Annotated in this window: 17 protein-coding genes; 9 read left to right on the top strand and 8 right to left on the bottom strand. The window is 69.8% G+C overall.

The genetic code is table 11. The annotated features are described in order from the left end of the window. Positions 1-7: 7 nt before the first annotated feature. Positions 8-688, bottom strand: a complete 681-nt coding sequence (locus tag ACZ6QQ_RS08735; protein WP_465875522.1) for a Crp/Fnr family transcriptional regulator — start codon at positions 686-688, stop codon at positions 8-10. Positions 689-849: 161 nt separating this feature from the next. On the opposite strand from ACZ6QQ_RS08735, the gene ACZ6QQ_RS08730 reads away from it, so the two are divergent. After that, a complete protein-coding gene (locus ACZ6QQ_RS08730; RefSeq protein WP_465875284.1) occupies positions 850-1,365 on the top strand; it encodes an SRPBCC family protein in 516 nt (171 codons plus the stop codon). A 31-nt stretch (positions 1,366-1,396) separates the two neighbouring features. Here the strand turns inward: ACZ6QQ_RS08730 and ACZ6QQ_RS08725 are convergent, their stop codons facing one another. The 5 genes from ACZ6QQ_RS08725 to ACZ6QQ_RS08705 all read right to left on the bottom strand — a co-directional run bounded on the left by ACZ6QQ_RS08725 (position 1,397) and on the right by ACZ6QQ_RS08705 (position 7,026). Beyond that, the gene (locus tag ACZ6QQ_RS08725) at positions 1,397-1,900 is read right to left on the bottom strand and encodes a hypothetical protein (protein WP_465875282.1); all 504 of its coding nucleotides are present in this window, start codon (positions 1,898-1,900) and stop codon (positions 1,397-1,399) included. Between the two features lie 228 nt (positions 1,901-2,128). Beyond that, positions 2,129-3,694, bottom strand: a complete 1,566-nt coding sequence (locus ACZ6QQ_RS08720) for a S1 family peptidase (RefSeq protein ID WP_465875281.1) — start codon at positions 3,692-3,694, stop codon at positions 2,129-2,131. Between the two features lie 266 nt (positions 3,695-3,960). Next, a complete protein-coding gene (gene aceB, locus ACZ6QQ_RS08715) occupies positions 3,961-5,556 on the bottom strand; it encodes a malate synthase A (protein ID WP_465875279.1) in 1,596 nt (531 codons plus the stop codon). Between the two features lie 96 nt (positions 5,557-5,652). Further along, positions 5,653-6,093, bottom strand: coding sequence for a hypothetical protein (locus ACZ6QQ_RS08710; protein WP_465875277.1), 441 nt, complete (start codon positions 6,091-6,093; stop codon positions 5,653-5,655). Between the two features lie 180 nt (positions 6,094-6,273). Further along, positions 6,274-7,026, bottom strand: coding sequence for an MIP/aquaporin family protein (locus ACZ6QQ_RS08705; RefSeq protein WP_465875275.1), 753 nt, complete (start codon positions 7,024-7,026; stop codon positions 6,274-6,276). Positions 7,027-7,159: 133 nt separating this feature from the next. On the opposite strand from ACZ6QQ_RS08705, the gene ACZ6QQ_RS08700 reads away from it, so the two are divergent. The 4 genes from ACZ6QQ_RS08700 to ACZ6QQ_RS08685 all read left to right on the top strand — a co-directional run bounded on the left by ACZ6QQ_RS08700 (position 7,160) and on the right by ACZ6QQ_RS08685 (position 11,537). Continuing rightward, complete coding sequence (locus ACZ6QQ_RS08700) at positions 7,160-8,260, top strand: NAD(P)-binding domain-containing protein (RefSeq protein WP_465875273.1); 1,101 nt, start codon at positions 7,160-7,162, stop codon at positions 8,258-8,260. A 292-nt stretch (positions 8,261-8,552) separates the two neighbouring features. Beyond that, positions 8,553-8,960: a hypothetical protein gene (locus ACZ6QQ_RS08695; RefSeq protein ID WP_465875272.1), complete on the top strand. Its 408-nt coding sequence runs from the start codon at positions 8,553-8,555 to the stop codon at positions 8,958-8,960. Between the two features lie 318 nt (positions 8,961-9,278). Beyond that, a complete protein-coding gene (locus tag ACZ6QQ_RS08690; RefSeq protein ID WP_465875270.1) occupies positions 9,279-9,671 on the top strand; it encodes a cupin domain-containing protein in 393 nt (130 codons plus the stop codon). Positions 9,672-9,716: 45 nt separating this feature from the next. Next, positions 9,717-11,537 carry a glycoside hydrolase family 15 protein gene (locus ACZ6QQ_RS08685; RefSeq protein ID WP_465875268.1) on the top strand — a complete coding sequence of 607 codons (1,821 nt, stop codon included), beginning with the start codon at positions 9,717-9,719 and terminating at the stop codon, positions 11,535-11,537. Between the two features lie 84 nt (positions 11,538-11,621). On the opposite strand, the gene ACZ6QQ_RS08680 is transcribed toward ACZ6QQ_RS08685, so the two are convergent. Next, complete coding sequence (locus ACZ6QQ_RS08680) at positions 11,622-13,736, bottom strand: catalase (RefSeq protein ID WP_465875267.1); 2,115 nt, start codon at positions 13,734-13,736, stop codon at positions 11,622-11,624. A 114-nt stretch (positions 13,737-13,850) separates the two neighbouring features. After that, complete coding sequence (locus ACZ6QQ_RS08675; RefSeq protein ID WP_465875265.1) at positions 13,851-15,059, bottom strand: threonine synthase; 1,209 nt, start codon at positions 15,057-15,059, stop codon at positions 13,851-13,853. Positions 15,060-15,267: 208 nt separating this feature from the next. Here ACZ6QQ_RS08675 and ACZ6QQ_RS08670 point away from each other — a divergent pair, with 208 nt between their 5' ends. The 4 genes from ACZ6QQ_RS08670 to ACZ6QQ_RS08655 all read left to right on the top strand — a co-directional run bounded on the left by ACZ6QQ_RS08670 (position 15,268) and on the right by ACZ6QQ_RS08655 (position 20,097). Next, positions 15,268-16,053 (top strand): aldo/keto reductase, encoded by a 786-nt coding sequence (locus ACZ6QQ_RS08670; RefSeq protein ID WP_465875263.1) that lies wholly within the window; start codon positions 15,268-15,270, stop codon positions 16,051-16,053. Positions 16,054-16,234: 181 nt separating this feature from the next. Then, on the top strand, positions 16,235-18,106 hold the full coding sequence (locus ACZ6QQ_RS08665) for an IPT/TIG domain-containing protein (protein ID WP_465875261.1): 1,872 nt from the start codon (positions 16,235-16,237) through the stop codon (positions 18,104-18,106). Positions 18,107-18,196: 90 nt separating this feature from the next. Then, complete coding sequence (locus ACZ6QQ_RS08660) at positions 18,197-18,586, top strand: TOBE domain-containing protein (protein WP_465875259.1); 390 nt, start codon at positions 18,197-18,199, stop codon at positions 18,584-18,586. A gap of 461 nt (positions 18,587-19,047) precedes the next feature. Next, complete coding sequence (locus tag ACZ6QQ_RS08655) at positions 19,048-20,097, top strand: hypothetical protein (protein ID WP_465875257.1); 1,050 nt, start codon at positions 19,048-19,050, stop codon at positions 20,095-20,097. The last annotated feature ends 19 nt before the right edge of the window (positions 20,098-20,116 follow it).

Genomic DNA, 20,116 nt, shown 5'->3' with positions numbered 1-20,116 from the left:
GGAGCGGTCAGGAGATCTCGTACCCGATGTCCGTGAGCCGCGCGATGTCGGTCAGGTACATCCGCCGTTTTTCCGTCCGGAGCACACCCGCCTTGCGCAGCGACGTCAGTTCGGCCACCACGGCGTTGCGGGACGCGCCGATGAGCTGCGCCAGTGCGTCCTGCGGCAGGCCCAGGTCGAGGATTGCCTGGTTGTCCCCGTTCCCGCTGTCGTGGGTGAGGCGCAGCAGCGTACGGGCGAGACGTTGCCGTACCGGCAGCAGCGCGATCTCGACCCGTTGGTCGTCCGACTCGCGAACCCTGGCGCTGTGGTACCTGTGCAGCGCGCGGTCGAGTCGGCGTTCGGCGATCAGCGTGGTGAACTCCTCCGCGTTGAGCACCCGCGCGTCGACCGTGCGCAACACCGCCACTCCGGCGGAACGGGGAGTGCCATTGAGCGCGGCCATTTCACCGATCAGATCGCCGCCGAAACGGATGCCGATGAGGCTCTGGTGGCCGTTCGCCTCGGTCCGGAAAACCTTGACCGAGCCGGCGAGCAGGACCAGGACCTCCCGATCGGTCGTCTCCTGAAGGAACAACACCTGGCCGCCGGGTAGGCGTTTCGGGTGTCCGGCAGTGGCCAGGGCGGCCCAATCCTCCCGCGTCACGAAATTGACGAAGCTCGCTTGTGCGGGTGGGGTGACCGGCATACCGGTCACCGTACTGATGATGCGCCGACCATGGGCCCCATCACCTCGGCGTTCCGGCGGGCCAGTGTGGACACGGGCGCCGGTGGATACTGGCGGTTGCTCGTGCCGCGACGATTCGTGCGGCCGGCGATGGCTGGACAACGGGGGACGGGGAGAGCGGTATGCGTCGACAGGACATCGATGTCACGGCCCGGTCGCGGGGCGGGGTGGAGACGGTGTACGAGCTGTTGCGGGCAGGCGAAACCTGGCCGACCTGGTCGGGGCTGGACTCGTTCCAGTTGGAGCGGGCGGTGCCGGCGATGGCCGGTGACGGGGCGGCGCACAGCGGAGCCGGCGCACAGGAGGGCGTGGGGGCGATCCGGGTGTTCCGTACCGGGCCGATGACCAGCCGGGAAGAGATCGTCGAGCTGGTGCCGGGGCGGCGGTTCAGCTACGTACTGCTGTCCGGGCTGCCGTTGCGCGATTACCGGGCCGACGTCGACCTGACACCGACCGCCGACGGGTCCAGCATCCGTTGGCATTCGACGTTCGAGGCCAAGCTGCCCGGCACCGGCTGGTTCTACCGTTGGTTCCTCGGCCGGTTCATCCGACAGACCGCCGAGGGCCTGGCCGCGTACGCCGGGCGGGGTGCCGCCGGTCCTGATCCGTTGACCCCGGTTCAGGACCCGGCAACGTAGCGCAACTTCGGCAAGACGAAGTTCGCTCCACCTAGCAGGTGCGTACGCTGGGGCGGCCTTCGATCCGGAGGCTGAAGGTAGCGGACGCCGTACCGGGGCTGGAGGTCGAGCTGGCGACATCCAGCCGGGTGACCACTCCGTCGATCGCCTTGCAGTAGGTCAAATAGGAAAGCTCGGAGCTCTCCCGGCCCTCGACGAACCGCCAACCGGCCGCTTCCGCGCTGACCCGGGAAAGCGACAGCAGGTCACTCTGGCTGTACTGGCGGTCGATGTCGTAGTTGCGTGTGACGGCCGCGAACTCGGGACCGACGTGGTCTTCCTTGTTCCGGGGCGGCCGGAAGTCGCACGCGTGCGTCGTGGCGGTTTCACGTACGAGCTGCGCATTCTCGGGGGCGAGCAGGAACAACGCATCCGCCCGATAGGTTTCCAGTGCGCTCGCCTGACTACCGGAGGGAGTGCACCCCCACCAGCCGAGTGCTTGACTCGCCCACGCTGTAGTCGCGATCGCGGTGCCGACGACGAGACCTGCGGCCATCAGTCGGGACCGCCGCGACCACGTGATTGGGCTCACGGTTCACCATCCTGCCAAAATCATGGCAACTCTACATTGTGGCAATGTGAGAAACTGTAGCACCGGGTGTCAATGTTCGTGCTGGCCCGGGTTCTTCGCCGGCTGGTACCCGGTGAGAGCGATTGCCGTCGTACGGGCCTGCCGTTCCGGATGTGACCGACGTTCTCGTCGGCCACATCCGGAACGCTGATCTCAGGCCGCCGTGTGCAACCTGAAGCCGTAGTCGATACCTTCCAGGTTTATCGTCTGTGCACGTACGTGTGAGAGCACGTTCTCGATCGGGGTGTAGTAGTTGGTCTCGCTTCCCGGCGGACCACAGGCTCCCGTGCTGGCATCTCCGTACGAGAGGATGCCGTACGCCTTGTTGTCGATCTCGCTAAACAACGGACCGCCACTGTCGCCGGGACGCGCGCAGATGTTCGCCATGAATCCACCCTGCGAATGTCCGACCTGTCCGCACCGGGTTCCGGGATTGTATCCGGCGTTCGAGTGGTAACCGGATCCCAGAGAGCTGTCGCCGCTGCCGGTGGCGCAGACAATCCAGCCGCTGACCACCTGTGGGCGGGTGTAGTAGCCGTTGATGGCATAGCGGCCGTCCTGGCAGCCCGTCCATGTGGAGTCGCTCCACCAGCACCACGACACCACCCGGTTCTTCGGGTGTCCACCGAGCCAGTAGTCGTACCAGTTCTGTCCGGGGTCCGTGCGGAATGGCATGATCGCGTAATCCCAGGGGTAGGCCCTTGCCCCATTGACGTGCGCGTTCTCGAAATTGAAGACTTCGTAGCTGATCGGTGTCCCGTCGATCGTCTCGCTGTAGTTGACACCAGTCTTGTACGGTCCCACGGTGCAGTGACCAGCGGTTAGCACGTAGTTCCAGCCACGACTGTCCGTCATGTTGAAGCCGACGCTGCATTGTCCCCACCAGGCGCTCTGGTAGTCGCTGTTCGGATAGACCGGGGCCGCCGCGCTACGCAGCATGTCGAGCCGCATGCCGCCGCTCATCGGGGGTCCGCAGTATCGCGGATCGCAGCCGGGACTCACCGGATTGGCGGCCTTCTGGGCCGCCTTCTCCTTGCCGCCGAGGACCATTTGCCTGACCGTGACCTTGTCGCCCTCCGCTGCGGCGGCCTTCAGGATCGACGCGTCAGGGTTCAAAATCCGCGACTGCTCGGCCGCCGGCCTTTTTGCGCTTTCCTCCGCGCCGGCCCGCTGGTAGAGCACGACTGTGTTCGACTTGACATCGATGTCGGTCTCGGCCCGCCGAATCTTCGGGTTCGGGTCGTTGTTCAGGTCCTTTTCCAGGCGATTCTGTGTCGCCGTCAGCTCCTTCAGTGACCAGCGGGACTTCGCCGTCGCCATGTGTTCTTTGTCTTCCAGCAGGCGGATTGCCTGGGCGGCCCGTTCGGGTACAGTCGAACTGATGTTTAGGACCCCGCCGTTTTCCTGGTCCAACCACATTCCCGCATACTCGTCGGGATGATGCTTGGAAAGCCACTCGCCGATCTGGATCGACGCCTTTTGTAGATTGAGGCGACGCAGGGCCTCGGTCTCGTCGACTTTGAAGGCGTTCATCAGGTACGAGACCGATCCCTTGGCCTCGTTCGCGGTGACCGGTGTGAATTCGAGTCGTGGCATCGCCTCGACTGCGGATGCGGCGGGTACGCCGAGGGTTCCTGCGGTGAGGCCGGCGGCCAGTATCACCGCAATTCGTAGGGTGATCGACCGTCTGGGCCGGATTGTGCTTACCTTCGTCTTCATCGTTCTCCCCGTGACGTGATGACCAGGTGTGGCAAGTACATCGGGAAGATCGATGTTCCGAACAGTCCATTGTGGAAGAAATCACTGTGACAAATTTCGATGCATCGAAGTACCTGGTCGCGCGTTCGTGACGCTGCGCTGATCTTGACTGAATGTGGGGGTGTTCGTTACAGTGCGCCAACGGTCATGGCGGCTCGTCCGACCGACCGCCGAGGGCCTGGCCGCGTGCGCCGGGCGGGGCGCCGCCCCGACCACCTGATCGCGGGTCAGGGCATCCGCTCGTACGCGGGCAGGGTGAGGAAGTCGACGAAGTCGTCCGCGACGGCGACCTCGAGGAAGAGTGAACGGGCGGCGTCGTACCTGCCGGGGTCGCCGCCCAGCCTCGCGATCTCCTCGTCGGCGATCCGTTCGACGAGTTCCCGGGTGACCAGGGTGCCCGGCTGCGCGCCGTCACCGTCCACCGTCACCCCGGCGTGCAGCCACTGCCACACCTGGGAGCGGGAGATCTCGGCCGTCGCCGCGTCCTCCATCAGGTTGTTGATCGCCACCGCACCGGTGCCGGTCAGCCAACTCGCCAGGTACTGGATGCCGACGCTGATGTTGTCGCGCAGCCCCGCCTCCGTACGCGAGCCAGGCGTGTGCCGTACGTCCAGTAGTTGCGCGGCGGTGACGGTGACGTCGGCGCGGACCCGGTCCACCTGGTGCGGCCGGTCGCCGAGCTGGGCGTCGAAGATCTCCCGGCAGAGCGGCACCAGGTCCGGGTGCGCCACCCACGAGCCGTCGAAGCCGTCGCCGGCCTCGCGGGTCTTGTCCTCGCGCACCCTGGCCAGCGCGGTCTCGTTGACCTGCGGGTCGCGCCGGCTGGGGATGAACGCGGCCATGCCGCCGATGGCGTGGGCGCCGCGCTTGTGACAGGTCCGGACGAGCAGTTCGGTGTACGCCCGGATGAACGGCGCGGTCATCGTCACCGTGTTCCGGTCCGGCAGTAGGAAGTCGGCGCCCCTGCTCCGGAACTTCTTGACCACGCTGAACATGTAGTCCCAGCGACCGGCGTTCAGCCCGGCGGAGTGCTCGCGCAACTCGTGGAGGATCTCCTCCATCTCGAACGCCGCCGGGAAGGTCTCGATCAGTACGGTCGCCCGGATCGTGCCCCTCGGCAGGCCGAGCCGCTCCTGGGACAGGACGAAGACGTCGTTCCAGAGCCGTGCTTCGCGGTGGCCCTCCAGTTTGGGCAGGTAGAAGTACGGCCCCGCGCCCCGGTCGAGTTGCCGGCGGGCACAGTGGAAGAAGTAGAGACCGAAGTCGACCAGTGCCCCGGCCAGTCGTTCACCGTCGACGAGCAGGTGCTTTTCGGTCAGGTGCCAGCCGCGCGGCCGTACGACGATCGTGGCGAGGTCGCCGTCGCGCAGCGTGTAACGCTTGCCGGTGGGTGCGTCGAGTTCGAGCGTACGGTCGATCGCGTCCCGCAGGTTGAGCTGGCCGCCGACGACGTTCTCCCAGGCCGGGGTGTTGGCGTCCTCCAGGTCGGCGAGCCAGACCTTCGCTCCGGAGTTCAGTGCGTTGATGGTCATCTTCGCGTCGGTCGGGCCGGTGATCTCGACCCGGCGGTCGACCAGTCCGGGGGCGGGTGGCGCGACCCGCCACTCACCCTCGCGGACGTGCGCCGTCTCGGGCAGGAAGTCGAACAACTCGCCCCGCGCCAGGGCCGCCTCCCGCGCGGCCCGGCGGGCCAGCAGCTCCCGCCGCCGGGGCTCGAAGGTGCGGTGCAGTTCGGCCAGGAAGGTCAGCGCCTGCGGGGTGAGGATCTCGTCGTAGCGGTCGTGCAGCGGGCCGTTGATCTCGACGCCGTCGGGCAGACTCATCCGGCACTCCTCCCAGCGTTCCGGGCGGTCCGCCCGGACTCGATCGACAACGGCGGTGCCGACTCTAGCCCCTGCCGACGCGGAGCAACCGCCTGCTCAGGACAGCGCGGTGGCGGTGACCGGACCGGTCTCGGGCAGCTCGGTGACCGTGATGGCGGCGACCGCCCGGTCGGTGATCAGCCCGCCGTCGACCAGGGCCAGCCGTACGCCGTTCGGGTCACCGGAGCGTTCACGCAGGTTGGGGGCGAGTTCGCGGACCCGCTCGCTGCTGGCGTCGTCGAGGGTGAACCGGCCCCCGTCCCAGCTGCCCTTGACGGCGAAGAACGGCTTGCTGTCGTTGTCGAGGTCGCCGTTGAGCACCACGCTCCGGTCCGCCCCGGCGAGTTCGCTGGACGCCTCGTTCAGCCCCCACACCTGGTAGGTCGCGGAGCCCGAGTCGGGTGCGTCGCCGACCCCGACCCCGGTGCAGCCGGTCAGCCCGAGCACTGCGCCCAGCAGCAGCAGGGGAAGTGCCCGCCGCAGGTGTCCGTACGCCATCCCGACCGCCCTGTCGTGGACCGTGATGGCGATCCGGGCGCCATCGACCGGGTGCCAGTCTATCGACCGGGATCTCCGTACTCCCATTCCGGCGAGGTCGGGGCCGCTCAGCCGGTGAGCTTCGGGCACTGGCGTGTCCGCTTCGGGCACGGGCACCCGCACCGCCGGTTCCGAGCGAACCTAGGCGAGGCCGGGTCCGGGGGAGTCGGGTGCCGGAGCGGGGCCGCCGGGGCCGGGGCTGGGCGCCTGGGCGGGGCTGCGCCAGTCGGGACCGAGGGTCAGTGGCAGGGCCAGCGCGGCGAGGACGCCGCCGATGAGCGGCGCCACGATGAAGACCCAGAGTTGGGACAGGGCCGCCCCGCCCTCGAACAGGGCCGGGCCGAACGATCGTGCCGGGTTCACCGAGGTGCCGTCCAGCGCCACGCCGACCAGGTGACAGGCGGCGATCGCGAGGCCGATGGCGACCGCGGCGATCGCGCGTTGCTCGTACCTGCTGGTGACCGTGAGGATGACCAGGACCAGCAGGAAGGTGAGCACGATTTCCAGCAGGAACGTGCCACCGAGGTTGATGTTGGCGCCGTAGCCGTTGGTGCCCAGCGCCCCGCTCTGGTCGACCACGTCGCCGCCCTTGACCAGGATCCAGAGCAGGAGTGCGCCGATCACCGAGCCGACCAGTTGGGAGATCCAGTAGCCGATCGCCCCGGCCGGGGTGATCCGGCCGGTGAGCAGTGCGCCGAGGGTGACGGCCGGGTTGACGTGACAGCCGGAGAGCGGCAGGAGCATGTAGGTGAGCACGAGCAGGATGAAGCCGAAGGTCAGGGCAACCACGACGACGCCGCCCTCGACCCGGGCGGCGATGACGCTGCCGACGCCGAAGAAGACCAGCAGCAGGGTGCCGAGGAACTCCGCGCCGTAGCGTTTGCTGTTGTCCATGTCGTCAGGATAGGAACCTGTTGGTAGTTTCGATGACATTTCCTGCTGATTGTCTGAGACGCGCCGAATCGGGGTGAGCCGGCCCACGCCCGCGCGCGGTACGGATCCCCGCACCGAGGTGGTTGTACCGGCCGTGGACGGCCGTGATGTCGACGTGGTGGTGATCGGAGCCGGTCAGGCCGGGCTCTCCGCCGGATACTTCCTGCACCGGGCCGGGTTCACGCCCGAGACCGGTTACCTGCTGCTGGACGGCGACGACGGACCGGGCGGGGCATGGCGGCACCGGTGGCGGACGCTGCGGCTGGACGGCGTACACGGGATTCATGATCTGCCCGGACTGGCGCTCGGGGCGGCCGACCCGACCCGGCCGGCGGCCGACGTGGTGGCCGAGTACTTCGGGGCGTACGAGCGGGAGTTCGGGTTGCCGGTGCACCGCCCGGTACGCGTCGACGCCGTCCACGACCGCCCCGACGGCCGGCTCGACGTGGTCGGCGTACGGGTGGGTGCCGGTCCGGACGCCGCGCCCGTCGGCTGGACCGTCCGCGCGCTGATCAACGCCACCGGCACCTGGACCAGGCCGTTCTGGCCGCGCTATCCCGGCCAGGAACTGTTCCGGGGCCGGCAGTTGCACACCGCCGACTACCGGGGACCGGCCGACTTCGCCGGACGGCACGTGGTGGTGGTCGGTGGTGGCACCTCGGCGGTCCAGTTGCTCGGCGAGATCTCCGAGGTGGCCGGCGGGACGACCTGGGTGACCCGTCGACCGCCGGTGTTCCGGGAGGGCGAGTTCACCCGTGAGGAGCACGGTCGAGCCGCGGTGGCCCGGGTCGACGAGGCGGTACGCGCCGGTCGTCCGCCGGGCAGCGTGGTCGGTGTGACCGGGTTGGTCGACACACCCGGGGTGCGCGAGCTGCGTGAACGCGGCGTACTGCGCCGGTTGCCGATGTTCGACCGGATCACCCCGGACGGGGTCGCCTGGGCCGATGGTCGGCTGGTTCGGGCCGATGTGATCCTCTGGTGCACAGGGTTCCGGGCTGCGCTGGACCACCTCGCCCCGCTGCGGCTGCGCGCGCCGGGTGGCGGGATCACCATGGACGGCACGCGGGTGGTCGCCGATCCGCGGATCCAGTTGGTTGGTTACGGTCCGTCGGCGAGCACCATCGGCGCGAACCGGGCCGGGCGGGCGGCCGTACGCGAGGTCCGGCGCCTGCTGCGTCCGGCGGCCCTCGGTTGAGGGTTCCCGCCGGTTGACCTTTCACCCCTTCCGACCAGCACTGACGTCGGCAGTCTGTCCACAAGGGAAGCGATCCGGTCCGGAGATTTGCGAGCACTACTCGTATTTGTAGTGGTGTGTCGTTGATTATACAGGTGTACGACCTGGTCACTGGCGGTAGTCGAGCTTAGCCTTAAGGTAGTAATTGGTATTGATCAAGATGAAACTCCACTTTCATCCCAGGTCAAGTTATAGATACCAATTTCTCTGATTCCACTGGCTACCGTCAGCCCGTCCCGCAAGGAGTCGCACCATGTCCGAATCCGCCAGCAGCAAGACGACCGCGCAGCCGCCCGTGAGCGCGGCCGAATCAGCCGAAGCCGGTGTCGAGTTCATCCCGGCGACCGGCGCCGGGATGCCGCCCACCGCCCAGACGTTCTTCGCCGTGATCAACGGCGGCACCGGTGCCGTCGTACGCGGCTTCGGTGTGGTCTCGGCCGCCCGTCTCGCCGTCGGCCAGTACCAGGTCGTGTTCAGCCACGACCTCACCGGCTCGGCCTACGTCGGGACGCTCGGACTCCCCGGCAACGTCGGCGCGTCCCCCTCGGGCGAGATCGCCGTGGTCGGTCGCAGCGGCGTCGCCAACGGAATCTTCGTCCAGACCTGGACCTCCGCGGGTGTCCCGGCGGACCGCTCGTTCCATATCGCTGTGCTTTCCTGACACCCCACCAGTGGTCCCCGGGACCTCCCCGGTCCCGGGGACCACTGGTGTCCGGGACCGGGCGAGGTGTGGACAGGCGCGCGACGGGTACATGAGCGCGCGGCGCCGCCCGACCTCTGCCGGGCGTCGCCGCGCTCTGGCCGTCTCCCACCGTCGCAGCCCTTCGGCGGTACACCAGCGGGGACCTGGCTCGACCGGCCCGGTTCGCCGGTCACATATTGACGTTCCCGCTCCGCCGGCCGGCAAACCTCCATCGCGTGACTCTTCGTCCCGCACCGGCCGTGCGTCATCCGGTGTCGGTCCGGGTAAGGAGGGGACATGGAGCATTTCACTATCGCGACCGTCGCCGAGAAGAGCCCGGACTTCCGTCGGGTGCTCTGGACCGGTGAGCACACCCAACTCGTCATCATGACCATCCCGGCCGGCGGTGAGATCGGCGAGGAGGTCCACGAGGACACCGACCAGATCCTCACCTTCGTCTCCGGCACCGGCGAGGCCCGGGTGGCCGGCGAGACCAGGGCGGTGGCCCAGGGTGACCTGGTGGTGGTGCCGGCCGGCACGAAGCACAACTTCGTCAACACCGGCCCCAACCCGCTGGTGCTCTACACCGTCTACGGCCCGGCGGAGCACGCCGACCAGGCGGTGCACCGGACCAAGGAGGAGGCCGACGCCGCCGAGGAAGCCGGCCAGGACCAGCCGCCGACCTCCTGACCCGAGCCCGAGGCTGACCGGCGGGGAACGGGGTATGCGGGGGCGGTGTCCGCGCCGCTGCACACCGATACCCCGATCTCCGACTACGGGTTCCTCTCCGACTGCCGGTCGGCCGCACTGGTCGGCCGGGGCGGCTCGGTCGACTGGTGGTGCCCGGCCCGGTTCGACAGTCCCTCGGTCTTCGGTCGGCTGCTCGACCCGGACGCCGGGCACTGGCTGCTCGCTCCGGCCGGACGGGGACGGCCCGACCACCGGACCGAACGGGACTACCTGTCGGGCACGCTGGTGCTGCGTACCGTGCACCACACCGACGACGGAAGCGTGGCGGTCACCGACGCGCTCGCCCTCGAACCGGGGGCGCGCGGCCACGACCTCGGGCAACGCTCGCCAGCGGTGTTGCTCCGGGTGGTCGAGGGGCTCACCGGCACCGTACGGATGCGCAGCGAGTTCGTACCCCGGCCCGAGTACGGCCTGCTGGCGCCGTACGTGCACCACCGGGGGGACAGGATCGTGGCGGCCGCCGGCCCGGCGACGCTGACCCTGAGCGCACCGGTGTCGGTGCACTGCGAGCAGGGCCACGCCACCGCCGAGTTCGACGTCGACGCCGGCCAGGTGGTCGAGTTCGAACTGGCCTACACGCCGGAGTACGGCCAGACGGTGCCACCGGTCGATCCCGCCCGACGGGTGAGCGTCGCCGACACCACGCGGGCCTGGTGTTCGCTCGGCGCGGTGCACAGCTACGAGGGGCGGTACGCCGACCAGGTACGGCGCAGCGCGCTGGTGTTGCAGGGGTTGACGTACGTGCCGAGCGGAACCCTGGTGGCCGCCGCCACGACCTCGCTGCCGGAGGACCCCGGCGGCAGCCGGAACTACGACTACCGGTACGCCTGGCTGCGCGACTTCGCGTTCACCATGCACGCCCTCTGGGTCGCCGCCTGCCCGGACGAGACGTCCCGGCTGTTCGCCTGGGCGGCCCGTTCCGCCGGCCGGATCGGCACCGGCCCGATCCAGATCATGTACGGCGTCGAGGGCGAACGGGACCTGACCGAGCACTCGTTGGCACACCTGCGCGGGTACGCGAACAGCCGCCCGGTCCGGGTCGGTAACGACGCCTGGGGGCAGCGCCAGCTCGACGTACCGGGCGAGATCTTCGGCGCCGCGAAACGGCTCAGCGACCAGCTCGGCGACTTCGACGAGGAGTTGCGGGCGATGCTGATCGACCTGGCCGAGGGGGTGGCGGGCAGTTGGCGGGAGCCGGACTGCGGCATGTGGGAGGAGCGCGGCACCGAGCGGCAGTACCTGTCGTCGAAGGTGATGGCCTGGATGGCGCTGGACCGGGCGGTGCAGCTGGCACCCAGGCTCGGTACGCACGGACAGGCGCAGGTCAGCCGCTGGTCCGCGATCCGCGACGAGATCCGGGCGATGGTGCTGGCCGAGGGCTGGAACGAGCGCCTCGGCGCGTACGTCGGGGTGATCGGCACCGACGAGCTGGACGCCTCCGCGCTGATCATGCCGTTGGCGAAGTTCCTGCCGGCGACCGATCCCCGGATGCGTTCGACGATCGAGGCGGTCGAGAGCCGGCTCGGTGCCGACGGGCTGATCCGGCGCTGGTCGGGTGACCCGGCCAGCTTCGTGCTCTGCACATTCTGGCTGGTGGAGTGCCTGGACCTGCTCGGCGAGCGGGACCGGGCCGAGACGCTGTTCGAACGTACCCTGGCCCGGAGCAACGACCTGGGACTCTTCGCCGAACAGATCGACCCCGCCAGCGGCCAGCATCTCGGCAACACCCCGCAGGCACTCTCCCACGTAGGCCTGATAAACGCCGCCTGGCAACTAACCCAACCCGCACCCCCGTCCCACAGGTAAGGCCCCTCATGTAGAGAAAGAGTGGCTACCCCCGAAGGAATAGCCACTCTTTCTCTACAAGAGCGCGGCCGGTGAGCGCGCGGGTCAGGCGGGGACCGCGTCGAGCGCGCGGTTGAAGTGGCGGTGGGCGGCTACCGCCTCGACGAAGGAGGTCACGAAGTCGTCCCCGGCCGGTCCGGCGGCCGACTGTACGACCACCCCGGCCGCCCGGCCCACGCCGCTGCGGTCCGGTACCGGTGCGGTCAGGCCGGCCTGGTTGAACACCGCCAGCCCGCCGCCGAGGATGCCGATCGGCTTGGCGTGCTTGTACGCCTCGGCGACGAAGTGGACCGCGTACCCGTCCCCGGCCAGCGCCAGCGCGGCATCCTCGCCGGCCGGGAGGACCACCGCGTCGTAGAGGACCGAGGCGACGGTGGTCATCGCCCGGGTGACCGGCAGGGCGCCGCCGTCGGCGGTGGTCACGTTCCCGTCGACCGGGGCGAGCAGCTCGACCGTGGCACCGAGCCGGGTCAGTGCCTGCTCCAGCACGGTGACGCTCTGTCGGTCCACCCCGTCGGTGACCAGGACCGCGATCTTTCGGCCGAGGATCGTCTCCCGGGCCGTGTCGGCCTGGCTGAGCGCAGGGGAGCGGCGGCCGTGGTTCTCGCCCTCCGGTTCCGGTACGGGCACCCCGATCCCGGCGGCGACGGCGGCGGCCAGCCGGTGGTCGATCCGGTTGAGGTGCGACACCATCAGCGCCCGGATCCGGGGCCGGGTGACCTTGCCCAGCTCGAACCGGTACGCGGCCACGATGTGCTGCCGCTCCCAGTCGGACATGCTGTTCCAGAAGAGGGTGGCCTGGCCGTAGTGGTCGGCGAAGGTGGCGCTGCGGCGGCGTTCCTTCGGCCCGTCGACCCGTTCCGGGTAGTGGACGAACGGCTGCGCGTCCGGCCCGGCGATCAGCGGTCCCTCGTCGCCGATCGAGTGCGGGTGGTAGTTCGCCGGCCCGCGCCGGATGGTCTGCTGGTGGAAGCCGTCCTGCTGGTGGTTCGCCACCGGGGCGACCGGCAGGTTGATCGGGATCTGGGCGAAGTTCGGGCCGCCGAGGCGGGTGAGCTGGGTGTCGAGGTAGGAGAAGAGCCGGGCCTGCAACAGCGGGTCGTCGGTGAAGTCGATGCCCGGCACCACGTTGCCGATGCAGAACGCCACCTGCTCGGTCTCGGCGAAGAAGTTCTCCGGGTTGCGGTCGAGCACCATCCGCCCGACCGGGGTCACCGGCACCACCTCCTCCGGGATGATCTTCGTCGGGTCGAGCAGGTCGATGTCGTCGAAGGCGAACTCCTGGTCCTCGGGGATGAACTGCATGCCGAGCTCGTACTCCGGGAAGTTGCCGGCCTCGATCGCCTCCCACAGGTCCCGGCGGTTGAAGTCCGGGTCCTTGCCGGCGATCTTCTGCGCCTCGTCCCAGACCAGCGAGTGGGTGCCGAGCACCGGGGTCCAGTGGAACTTCACGAACGTCGCCCGGCCGGCGGCGTTCACCAGCCGGAACGTGTGTACGCCGAACCCCTGCATGGTGCGGAAACTACGCGGGATGGCCCGGTCGGACATCAGCCAGATGACGTGGTGCATCGTCTCCGGTTGCAGCGACACGAAGTCCCAGAAGGTGTCGTGCGCGGAGGCGGCCTGCGGCATCTCGTGCTGTGGCTCCGGCTTCAGCGCGTGCACCAGGTCCGGGAACTTGATCCCGTCCTGGATGAAGAAGACCGGCATGTTGTTGCCGACCAGGTCGAAGTTGCCCTGCCCGGTGTAGAACTTGGTGGCGAAGCCGCGTACGTCGCGCGGGGTGTCCGACGAGCCACGGGATCCCTGCACGGTGGAGAACCGGACGAACACCGGCGTACGCGCCGACGGGTCGTGCAGGAAGGTGGCGGCGGTCCGGTCGGCCAGCGACTCGTACACCTGGAAGTAGCCGTGCGCGCCCGACCCGCGCGCGTGCACCACCCGCTCCGGGATCCGCTCGTGGTCGAAGCGCATGATCTTCTCGCGCAGGTGGAAGTCCTCCAGGAGGCTCGGCCCCCGCGCCCCGGCCCGCAGCGAGTTGTCCGTGTCCGACACCCGGATGCCCTGGTCGGTGGTGAGGTATCCGGAGAGCGGGTCGACCTGGGCGCCGGCCAGTTGTCGGGACTTGGTGGTGGGTTCGGGGTGCGGTGGCGTGGTCATCGCGGATCCTCCCGAGGCGAGGGTAGTTTGTCCCGAATCAGGGCAAGCTGCGTGCTTACCGCGATTCTGCGCCGACGAAGCGCGCCCCGGGCGGTTTCAAGCAGTTTCGGAGTGTTACGGGCGGGGCAGCACCGGCAGGTTGTCGGCCTCGACCGTCTCCGGGTACTTCAGCCCGGCGCCGGTGTTGAGCACCACCACCCGCTCGTCGCCCCGGATCCAGCCACCGGCCCGCAGCTGCTTCGCCGCAGTCAGGCAGGCGGCGCCCTCGGGGCAGAGCAGCAGCCCCTCACGGGCCCCGAACTCGCGCAGGTCGGCCAGGATGTCCTCGTCCCGTACGGCGATCGCGGTGCCCGCCGTGTCCCGCAGCGCGTCCAGGATCAGCTCGTCACCCAGCGGCGCCGGTACGGTGATGCCGAACGCCACCGTCTGCGCGTCGACCCAGGGCTCGGCCCGCCGGGCGCCCGAGCCGAAGGCCCGCACGATCGGGGCACAGCCGGTCGACTGGACCGCCACCAGCCGGGGGAACCGGTCCCCGATCCAGCCGAGCTGGCGCATCTCGTGCAGCGCCTTGTGGATGCCGATCAGCCCGACCCCGCCCCCGGTCGGGTAGAGGATCACGTCCGGCACCTGCCAGCCGAGCTGCTCGACGATCTCGTACCCCATGGTCTTCTTGCCTTCGAGCCGGTACGGCTCCTTCAGCGTGCTCGCGTCGAAGATCGGACCCTCCGGCGAGTCCGCCGACGCGGCGATCAACCCGGCGATGTAGCGCCCGGCGTCGTTGATCAGGCCGTCGATCAGGTGCAGGTCGGCGCCGGCGGCGATCACCTCGCGCCGGGTGATGGTCGGCGCCGCGACCGGCATCGCGATGGTCGCGCCGAGCCCTGCGCGGGCGGCGTAGGTGGCCCAGGCGGCACCCGCGTTGCCGTTGGTCGGCATCGCCACCCGGCGGATCCCGAGCTCCCTGGCCCGGCTGACGCCGACGGCCGCACCGCGCGCCTTGAACGAACCGGTGGGGATCAGCCCCTCGTCCTTGATCAACAGACCGGGCAGGCCGATGCCGGCGCCGTAGCGGGGGGCCGCCAGCATCGGCGTCCACCCCTCGCCCAGGGTGGTCACGTTCGCCTCGTCGGCAACCGGCAGCAACTCCCGGTAACGCCACAGGTCGGCCGGTCGGCCGGCGATCTCGGTCGGCTTGACCACGGCGGCCACCGCGTCCAGGTCGTAGCGGGCCAGCAGCGGCGAGCCGCAGGAGCAGAGGTTCTGCGGCCGGTCGGCCTCGGCGGTGTCGCCGCAGCGCGGGCACTCCAGGTGGGTCAGGTACACCGTTCTCCTCGGGTGGTCCGTGCGGCGGGACGGCCCGGAGCGGGCGTCCGCGCCGGGCCGCCGTCCGAAGATCAGAAACTGTACGCCGGTCGGCTGACCGTCGTGCGCGGACGTCCGGAGCCGTCCGAACCGTGATCGGCACCGGTATTGTCCCCCTGGGCGGGTGACCGGCGTGCATGGTCCCGGCCGCTACGGGTAGGAGATCACCATGACCTCATCTGTGGACCAACCCACCGTCGCCCTCCCCGGCGACGTGGCGATGCCGCTGGTCGGGTTCGGCACCTGGCAGGCCACCGGTACGGCCGGCTACGAGTCGGTCCGGGCCGCGCTGGAGATCGGCTACCGGCACATCGACACCGCCACCGCGTACGGCAACGAGGACGAGGTGGGACGGGCGCTGCGGGACAGCGGGGTGCCGCGCGAGGAGGTCTTCCTCACCACCAAGCTCCCGCCCGAACACGCCGGCAACGAGCGTCGTACGTTGGCCGCCAGCCTGACCGCCCTCGGCACCGACTACGTCGACCTGTGGCTGATCCACTGGCCGCCGCAGCGTGGTGGCGGGCTCGACGTCTGGCGGGAGTTCCTCGCCGTACGCAACGAGGGGCTGGCCCGCGCGGTCGGTGTGAGCAACTACAGCACCACCCAGCTCGACGTGCTGATCCAGGCGACCGAGGAGGCGCCGGCGGTGAACCAGATCCGCTGGGGCCCGTCGCTGTACGACCCGGACCGGGTGGCCGAGAACCGACAGCGCGGGGTGGTGCTGGAGGGGTACAGCCCGTTCAAGACCACCGACCTGAACCACCCGGTGCTGGTCGAGATCGCCGCCGCGCACGGCGTCACCACCAGCCAGGTGGTGCTCCGCTGGCACGTCGACCACGGGGTGGTGGTGATCCCGAAGTCGGTGACGGCGGAGCGGATCCGGGGCAACTTCGACGTGTTCGGCTTCTCGCTCGACGAGGACGAACTGCGCCGGATCGACGGCCTGGCCGGCTGACCACGAAGCGGGGGTACGGCCCCCCGTTTGTCCGGATAGTTTGCTCCATCTAAGCAACATGCGGTACGATCGGTCCGTTTTCGTCGTAACCGCCCCTTAAGCGCCTTCGTTACAAGGATCGGGTTCCAGCGGTTCCTTCTCGGCTGTCGGGAAGAGCTGGCGTGATCTTGAGACGAGGCGAATGGTGCGTCCTTTCTGGCGGAACACATCTACAGCGGTGCTGACCCTGGCGGTCACCGGAGCGGCGACGCTCGGGCTGGCAACGCCGGCCCTCGCGGCGGCTGGCGACGCGAGCGCCCGAGGGGTCGTGGTCGACCTCGACGCCGAGGTGCTCGGCGTTCCGGTGATCAGCGCGGGCCGCACGATCGGCACGGCAGTCGCGCCGGTCGGTTTCGGTACGGACAGCGAAACGGCCGTCCCGATCGTCCTGCCGGGCGCGGTCGGCGTGGTGGCCGGCGGCACGGTGGACGTCAGCGCCACCCGCGCCCCCGGTATCTCCCTGGTATCGAGCACGATCAACGGGCTCTCGCTCGGCATCCTCGGCATCAGTGCGATCACCGCCGAGGAGATCTCCGCGGACGTGACCTGTCCGGCCGTCGGCGCCCAGACCGCCGAAACCGTGGTGACCGGACTGGAGGTGTTCGGCGTGCCGGTCGTCCTGGTCGCCAACGCGCCGGCTGTCACCAGGAGTTCCCCCGTCGTCGTCCCCGGCGTGGTCGGCGCGGCCCTCAACATCACGTTGACCCGGATCGAGACGGTCACCGCGGGCGGGGCCACCGCCACCGGTGTGCTCGCCACGATCACACTCACCGGCACGGTGGTCGTGCCGATCAACATCGCCGTGGGCAGCGTGATCCTGGCCGAGGCCACCTGTGAGCGGGCGTTGCCCGCGGCGGCGCCGACCGCCGCCACGATCAACCCCAACTCCGGACCGCAGTCCGGCGGGCAGCAGGTCACCATCACCGGCACCAACTTCGTCCCCGGTGCCACCACCGTGCTCTTCGACGGCGTACCGGCGACCAACGTCGTCGTCGCCCCCGCCGGCACCTCGCTGACCGCGACCACCCCGGCCGGCGAGGTCGGACCGGCGTCGGTCGTCGTCGGCACCACGAGCGGGGACTCCGACTCACTGGCGTACACGTACATCGCCGACGGCAGCGACGCGGTCATCACCAGCCTGGCCCCGACCACCGGCCCCACCGCCGGCGGCACGACGGTCACCATCATCGGCAGTGGGTTCGAGGGCGTCACCGGAGTGACCTTCGACGGCACTCCGGGCACCGGCTTCACCGTGAACCCGGCAGCCACCGAGATCACCGTGGTGACCCCGAGCAACGCGGCGGGACCGTCCGTGGTGAACCTGGTCTTCCCGGCCGGTACGGCGCTCGCACCGGTCTTCGCCTTCGTCGCGCCGACGATCGCCGACGTCGTACCCGACACCGGCTCGACCTCGGGCGGCACCAGCGTGACGATCACCGGCACCGGCTTCACCGGCGCCACCGGGGTGACCTTCGGCGGCAACCTCGGCACCAACCTGGTGGTGAGCCCGGACGGCACCTCGCTGACCGTCACCACCCCGGTCGGACCGGTCGGACCGGTTGACGTGGCCGTGCTCCTGCCCGGCCCGGACGCCACCGCACCGGACGGCTTCACCTACGTGCTGGCCGCGCCGACCATCAGCGACCTCGACCCGAACCAGGGCCCGGCCGCAGGTGGCACCACCGTCAGGGTCAACGGCAGCGGCTTCGTGCCGGGCGCGACCATCGTCAACATCTGCGAGCGGTCCATCGCGGCCACCTCGGTCACGGTCAGCCCGGACGGCCTGTCGCTGACCTTCGTGACCCCGCCCTGCGCGAGCGGGAACACCACGGTCAGCGTCACCACCGACGCGGGCAGCTCCAACGGGCTGACCTTCCGCTACATCCCGGGTGGCCTGCCGGTCACCGGTGCCCCGGCGGGCACCCTGTTCGCCGTCGCGACACTGCTGATCGGTGCCGGTGCTGTCGCACTGATGCTGATCCGCCGCCGTACGCGGCTCTCCTTCACCGCCTGATCCGGCGACAGCCGATCCGGGCTCCGGGGCACCTGCCCCGGAGCCCGGCTTCGTTCGAGGCGGCACGGGGTGCGGCTCTAGGGTGGTCGGGTGGCGACGTATCGGATTGGTGAGGCGGCCGAACTGCTCGGGGTCAGCGTGGACACGGTCCGGCGCTGGGTGGACGCGGGCCGGCTCGCCGCGACCCGGGACGAGCACGGTCACCGGACGATCGCCGGCACCGACCTGGCCGGTTTCGCCCGGTCACTGGCGGAGACACCCGACGGCGGCACCGGCCGCTCCTCGGCCCGCAACCGGCTGCGCGGAATCGTGACCGCGGTGAGTCGGGACTCGGTCATGGCGCAGGTCGACATCCAGGCCGGACCGTTCCGGGTGGTGTCGCTGATGAGCCGCGAAGCCGTCGACGAACTCGGGCTGGACGTGGGGTCGACGGCGGTCGCCGTGATCAAGTCGACCACCGTGGTGGTCGAGCGCGCCTGACCGGTCGAGCGGGTCCGGCCGGTCCGGGCGGCGATCCGGACCGATCGGGTACGCCGTTGCGTCCGAATTGGACAGTGGTGTCACACCACCCGGAAGTGACCATACCGGGGCGCGTTGTCGAAGGGGTGCCGCCACCCGCTCCCCACCTCCTCGGCCTCCCCGCTCACGAGGCGCTTCGACTACGCAGAGTGTTGTTCCTGGGTTCATTGAGCAACGTTGTCTCACGGCCCTGACCTGGTGTATTACCAATCTGGACGGCCGCACTGTCAATTCCGTGACTAACAGCCAGTATGTGTAACGCCGCGCCGCGTTGCCCGTGGATTTTCTCGCCGTTCTAGGGCAAAGTGGCGTCACCCACAGACCGAACCACCCGACCTGCGCCCTGACCGGTGGCACAGCGGGCCGGGTGAAGCGGACGGGTGGGACAGGGACCTGGGGTGGAGCCATGGGGAGGCGCACAGATGAACAATGACGTGGACCGCGGCGGCGCCGTGCCGCCGCTGTGGGGGCACTACAGCGAATCGGAGCCCGATTTCGCCACCTGCCTGCTTTACCTGGACTGCGGTGACGAACCGTCGCGCAGTCTCGCGCTGCTGGAGCACTGGTACGACGAGGCGTGCCGGCTGCTGCTGCCGTTCGTGCAGCCGGAGGGTGCGCCGGAACCGTGGCTGTCGCTCAGCGCGTACGAGCAGCACCCGGACGGGCGGGCCCGGCGTCGCCGGCCGCAGCGCTGGCGGGACGGGCTGACCGAGGGGCTCTACCAGCTCTCGGCGCACTGGGCGGACGTCGACCCGGCGGCGGTCGCCTCCGAGCTCGAACTCTACGTATTCCGCTACGCCCACCAGCGGCACCTCAAACTGCAGGTGTCGGTGGGGTTCGAAGGGCGTCCGGGGCGGCTGGCGCAGGTGCTTCCGGCGCTGGTCGAGCTGACCCGCCGGGTCGGCGACGTGGCCAACCCCGCGTACGGCGAGATCGTCATCAACGCCGGCACGATCGCGCCGGCCACCCTGCTCGACTCGGTGCTCGCCCGACCGGTCGAGGAGTCGGCCCAGGCCAGCCGGGGTTACCTGCGCGGCTACGAGTGGGTGACCCTCTGCCCGGAGGAACTGCTGGCCCGGCTGGGCGGCGTCGCCGCGCTGCGGGACACCGGCGCGTTCGTCGAGGTCGTGCCGCTGTCGTACGGCGGAGCGTTGCTGCGGGCGACGTACTCGCCGGCCGACTACCGGGGTGACCGGGTCCGGGCCGTCTTCCAGGCGCTGGCCCCGGTGCTGCCGCCCGGTCAACCCCGCGACCTGCCGGCCGATCTGCCGAGCCAGGACCTGAGCCGGGTGGTCTTCGCCGACGCCGGGTACCCGTACGGGGCGCTGGACCTCGGTGCCGCCCTGCCGCCGAAGGACACCGCCGCGCCGGTTCCCGCCCGAGGGCAGCAGCCGGTGCAGGCGATGGCGCCGCAGGGCTGGTCCGGCTTTGGCACCCCCGGCGGCACCGCACCGGCGCACCGCGACTACTGAGCCCCTGGTCGTCCGGGTT

The sequence above is a fragment of the Micromonospora sp. NPDC049529 genome (genome assembly GCF_055586685.1).
The sequence above is the reverse complement of the archived record's forward strand: the minus strand, read 5'-3'. Positions and strand labels throughout refer to the sequence as shown.

Coding starts and splice junctions, on each gene's coding strand:
- ACZ6QQ_RS08725 (WP_465875282.1), bottom strand. CDS start 1,900: ATGGCCGCAGGTCTCGTCGTCGGCACCGCGATCGCGACTACAGCGTGG.
- ACZ6QQ_RS08665 (WP_465875261.1), top strand. CDS start 16,235: ATGGTGCGTCCTTTCTGGCGGAACACATCTACAGCGGTGCTGACCCTG.
- ACZ6QQ_RS08695 (WP_465875272.1), top strand. CDS start 8,553: ATGTCCGAATCCGCCAGCAGCAAGACGACCGCGCAGCCGCCCGTGAGC.
- ACZ6QQ_RS08680 (WP_465875267.1), bottom strand. CDS start 13,736: ATGACCACGCCACCGCACCCCGAACCCACCACCAAGTCCCGACAACTG.
- ACZ6QQ_RS08720 (WP_465875281.1), bottom strand. CDS start 3,694: ATGAAGACGAAGGTAAGCACAATCCGGCCCAGACGGTCGATCACCCTA.
- aceB (WP_465875279.1), bottom strand. CDS start 5,556: ATGAGTCTGCCCGACGGCGTCGAGATCAACGGCCCGCTGCACGACCGC.
- ACZ6QQ_RS08710 (WP_465875277.1), bottom strand. CDS start 6,093: ATGGCGTACGGACACCTGCGGCGGGCACTTCCCCTGCTGCTGCTGGGC.
- ACZ6QQ_RS08670 (WP_465875263.1), top strand. CDS start 15,268: ATGACCTCATCTGTGGACCAACCCACCGTCGCCCTCCCCGGCGACGTG.
- ACZ6QQ_RS08730 (WP_465875284.1), top strand. CDS start 850: ATGCGTCGACAGGACATCGATGTCACGGCCCGGTCGCGGGGCGGGGTG.
- ACZ6QQ_RS08705 (WP_465875275.1), bottom strand. CDS start 7,026: ATGGACAACAGCAAACGCTACGGCGCGGAGTTCCTCGGCACCCTGCTG.
- ACZ6QQ_RS08690 (WP_465875270.1), top strand. CDS start 9,279: ATGGAGCATTTCACTATCGCGACCGTCGCCGAGAAGAGCCCGGACTTC.
- ACZ6QQ_RS08735 (WP_465875522.1), bottom strand. CDS start 688: ATGCCGGTCACCCCACCCGCACAAGCGAGCTTCGTCAATTTCGTGACG.
- ACZ6QQ_RS08655 (WP_465875257.1), top strand. CDS start 19,048: ATGAACAATGACGTGGACCGCGGCGGCGCCGTGCCGCCGCTGTGGGGG.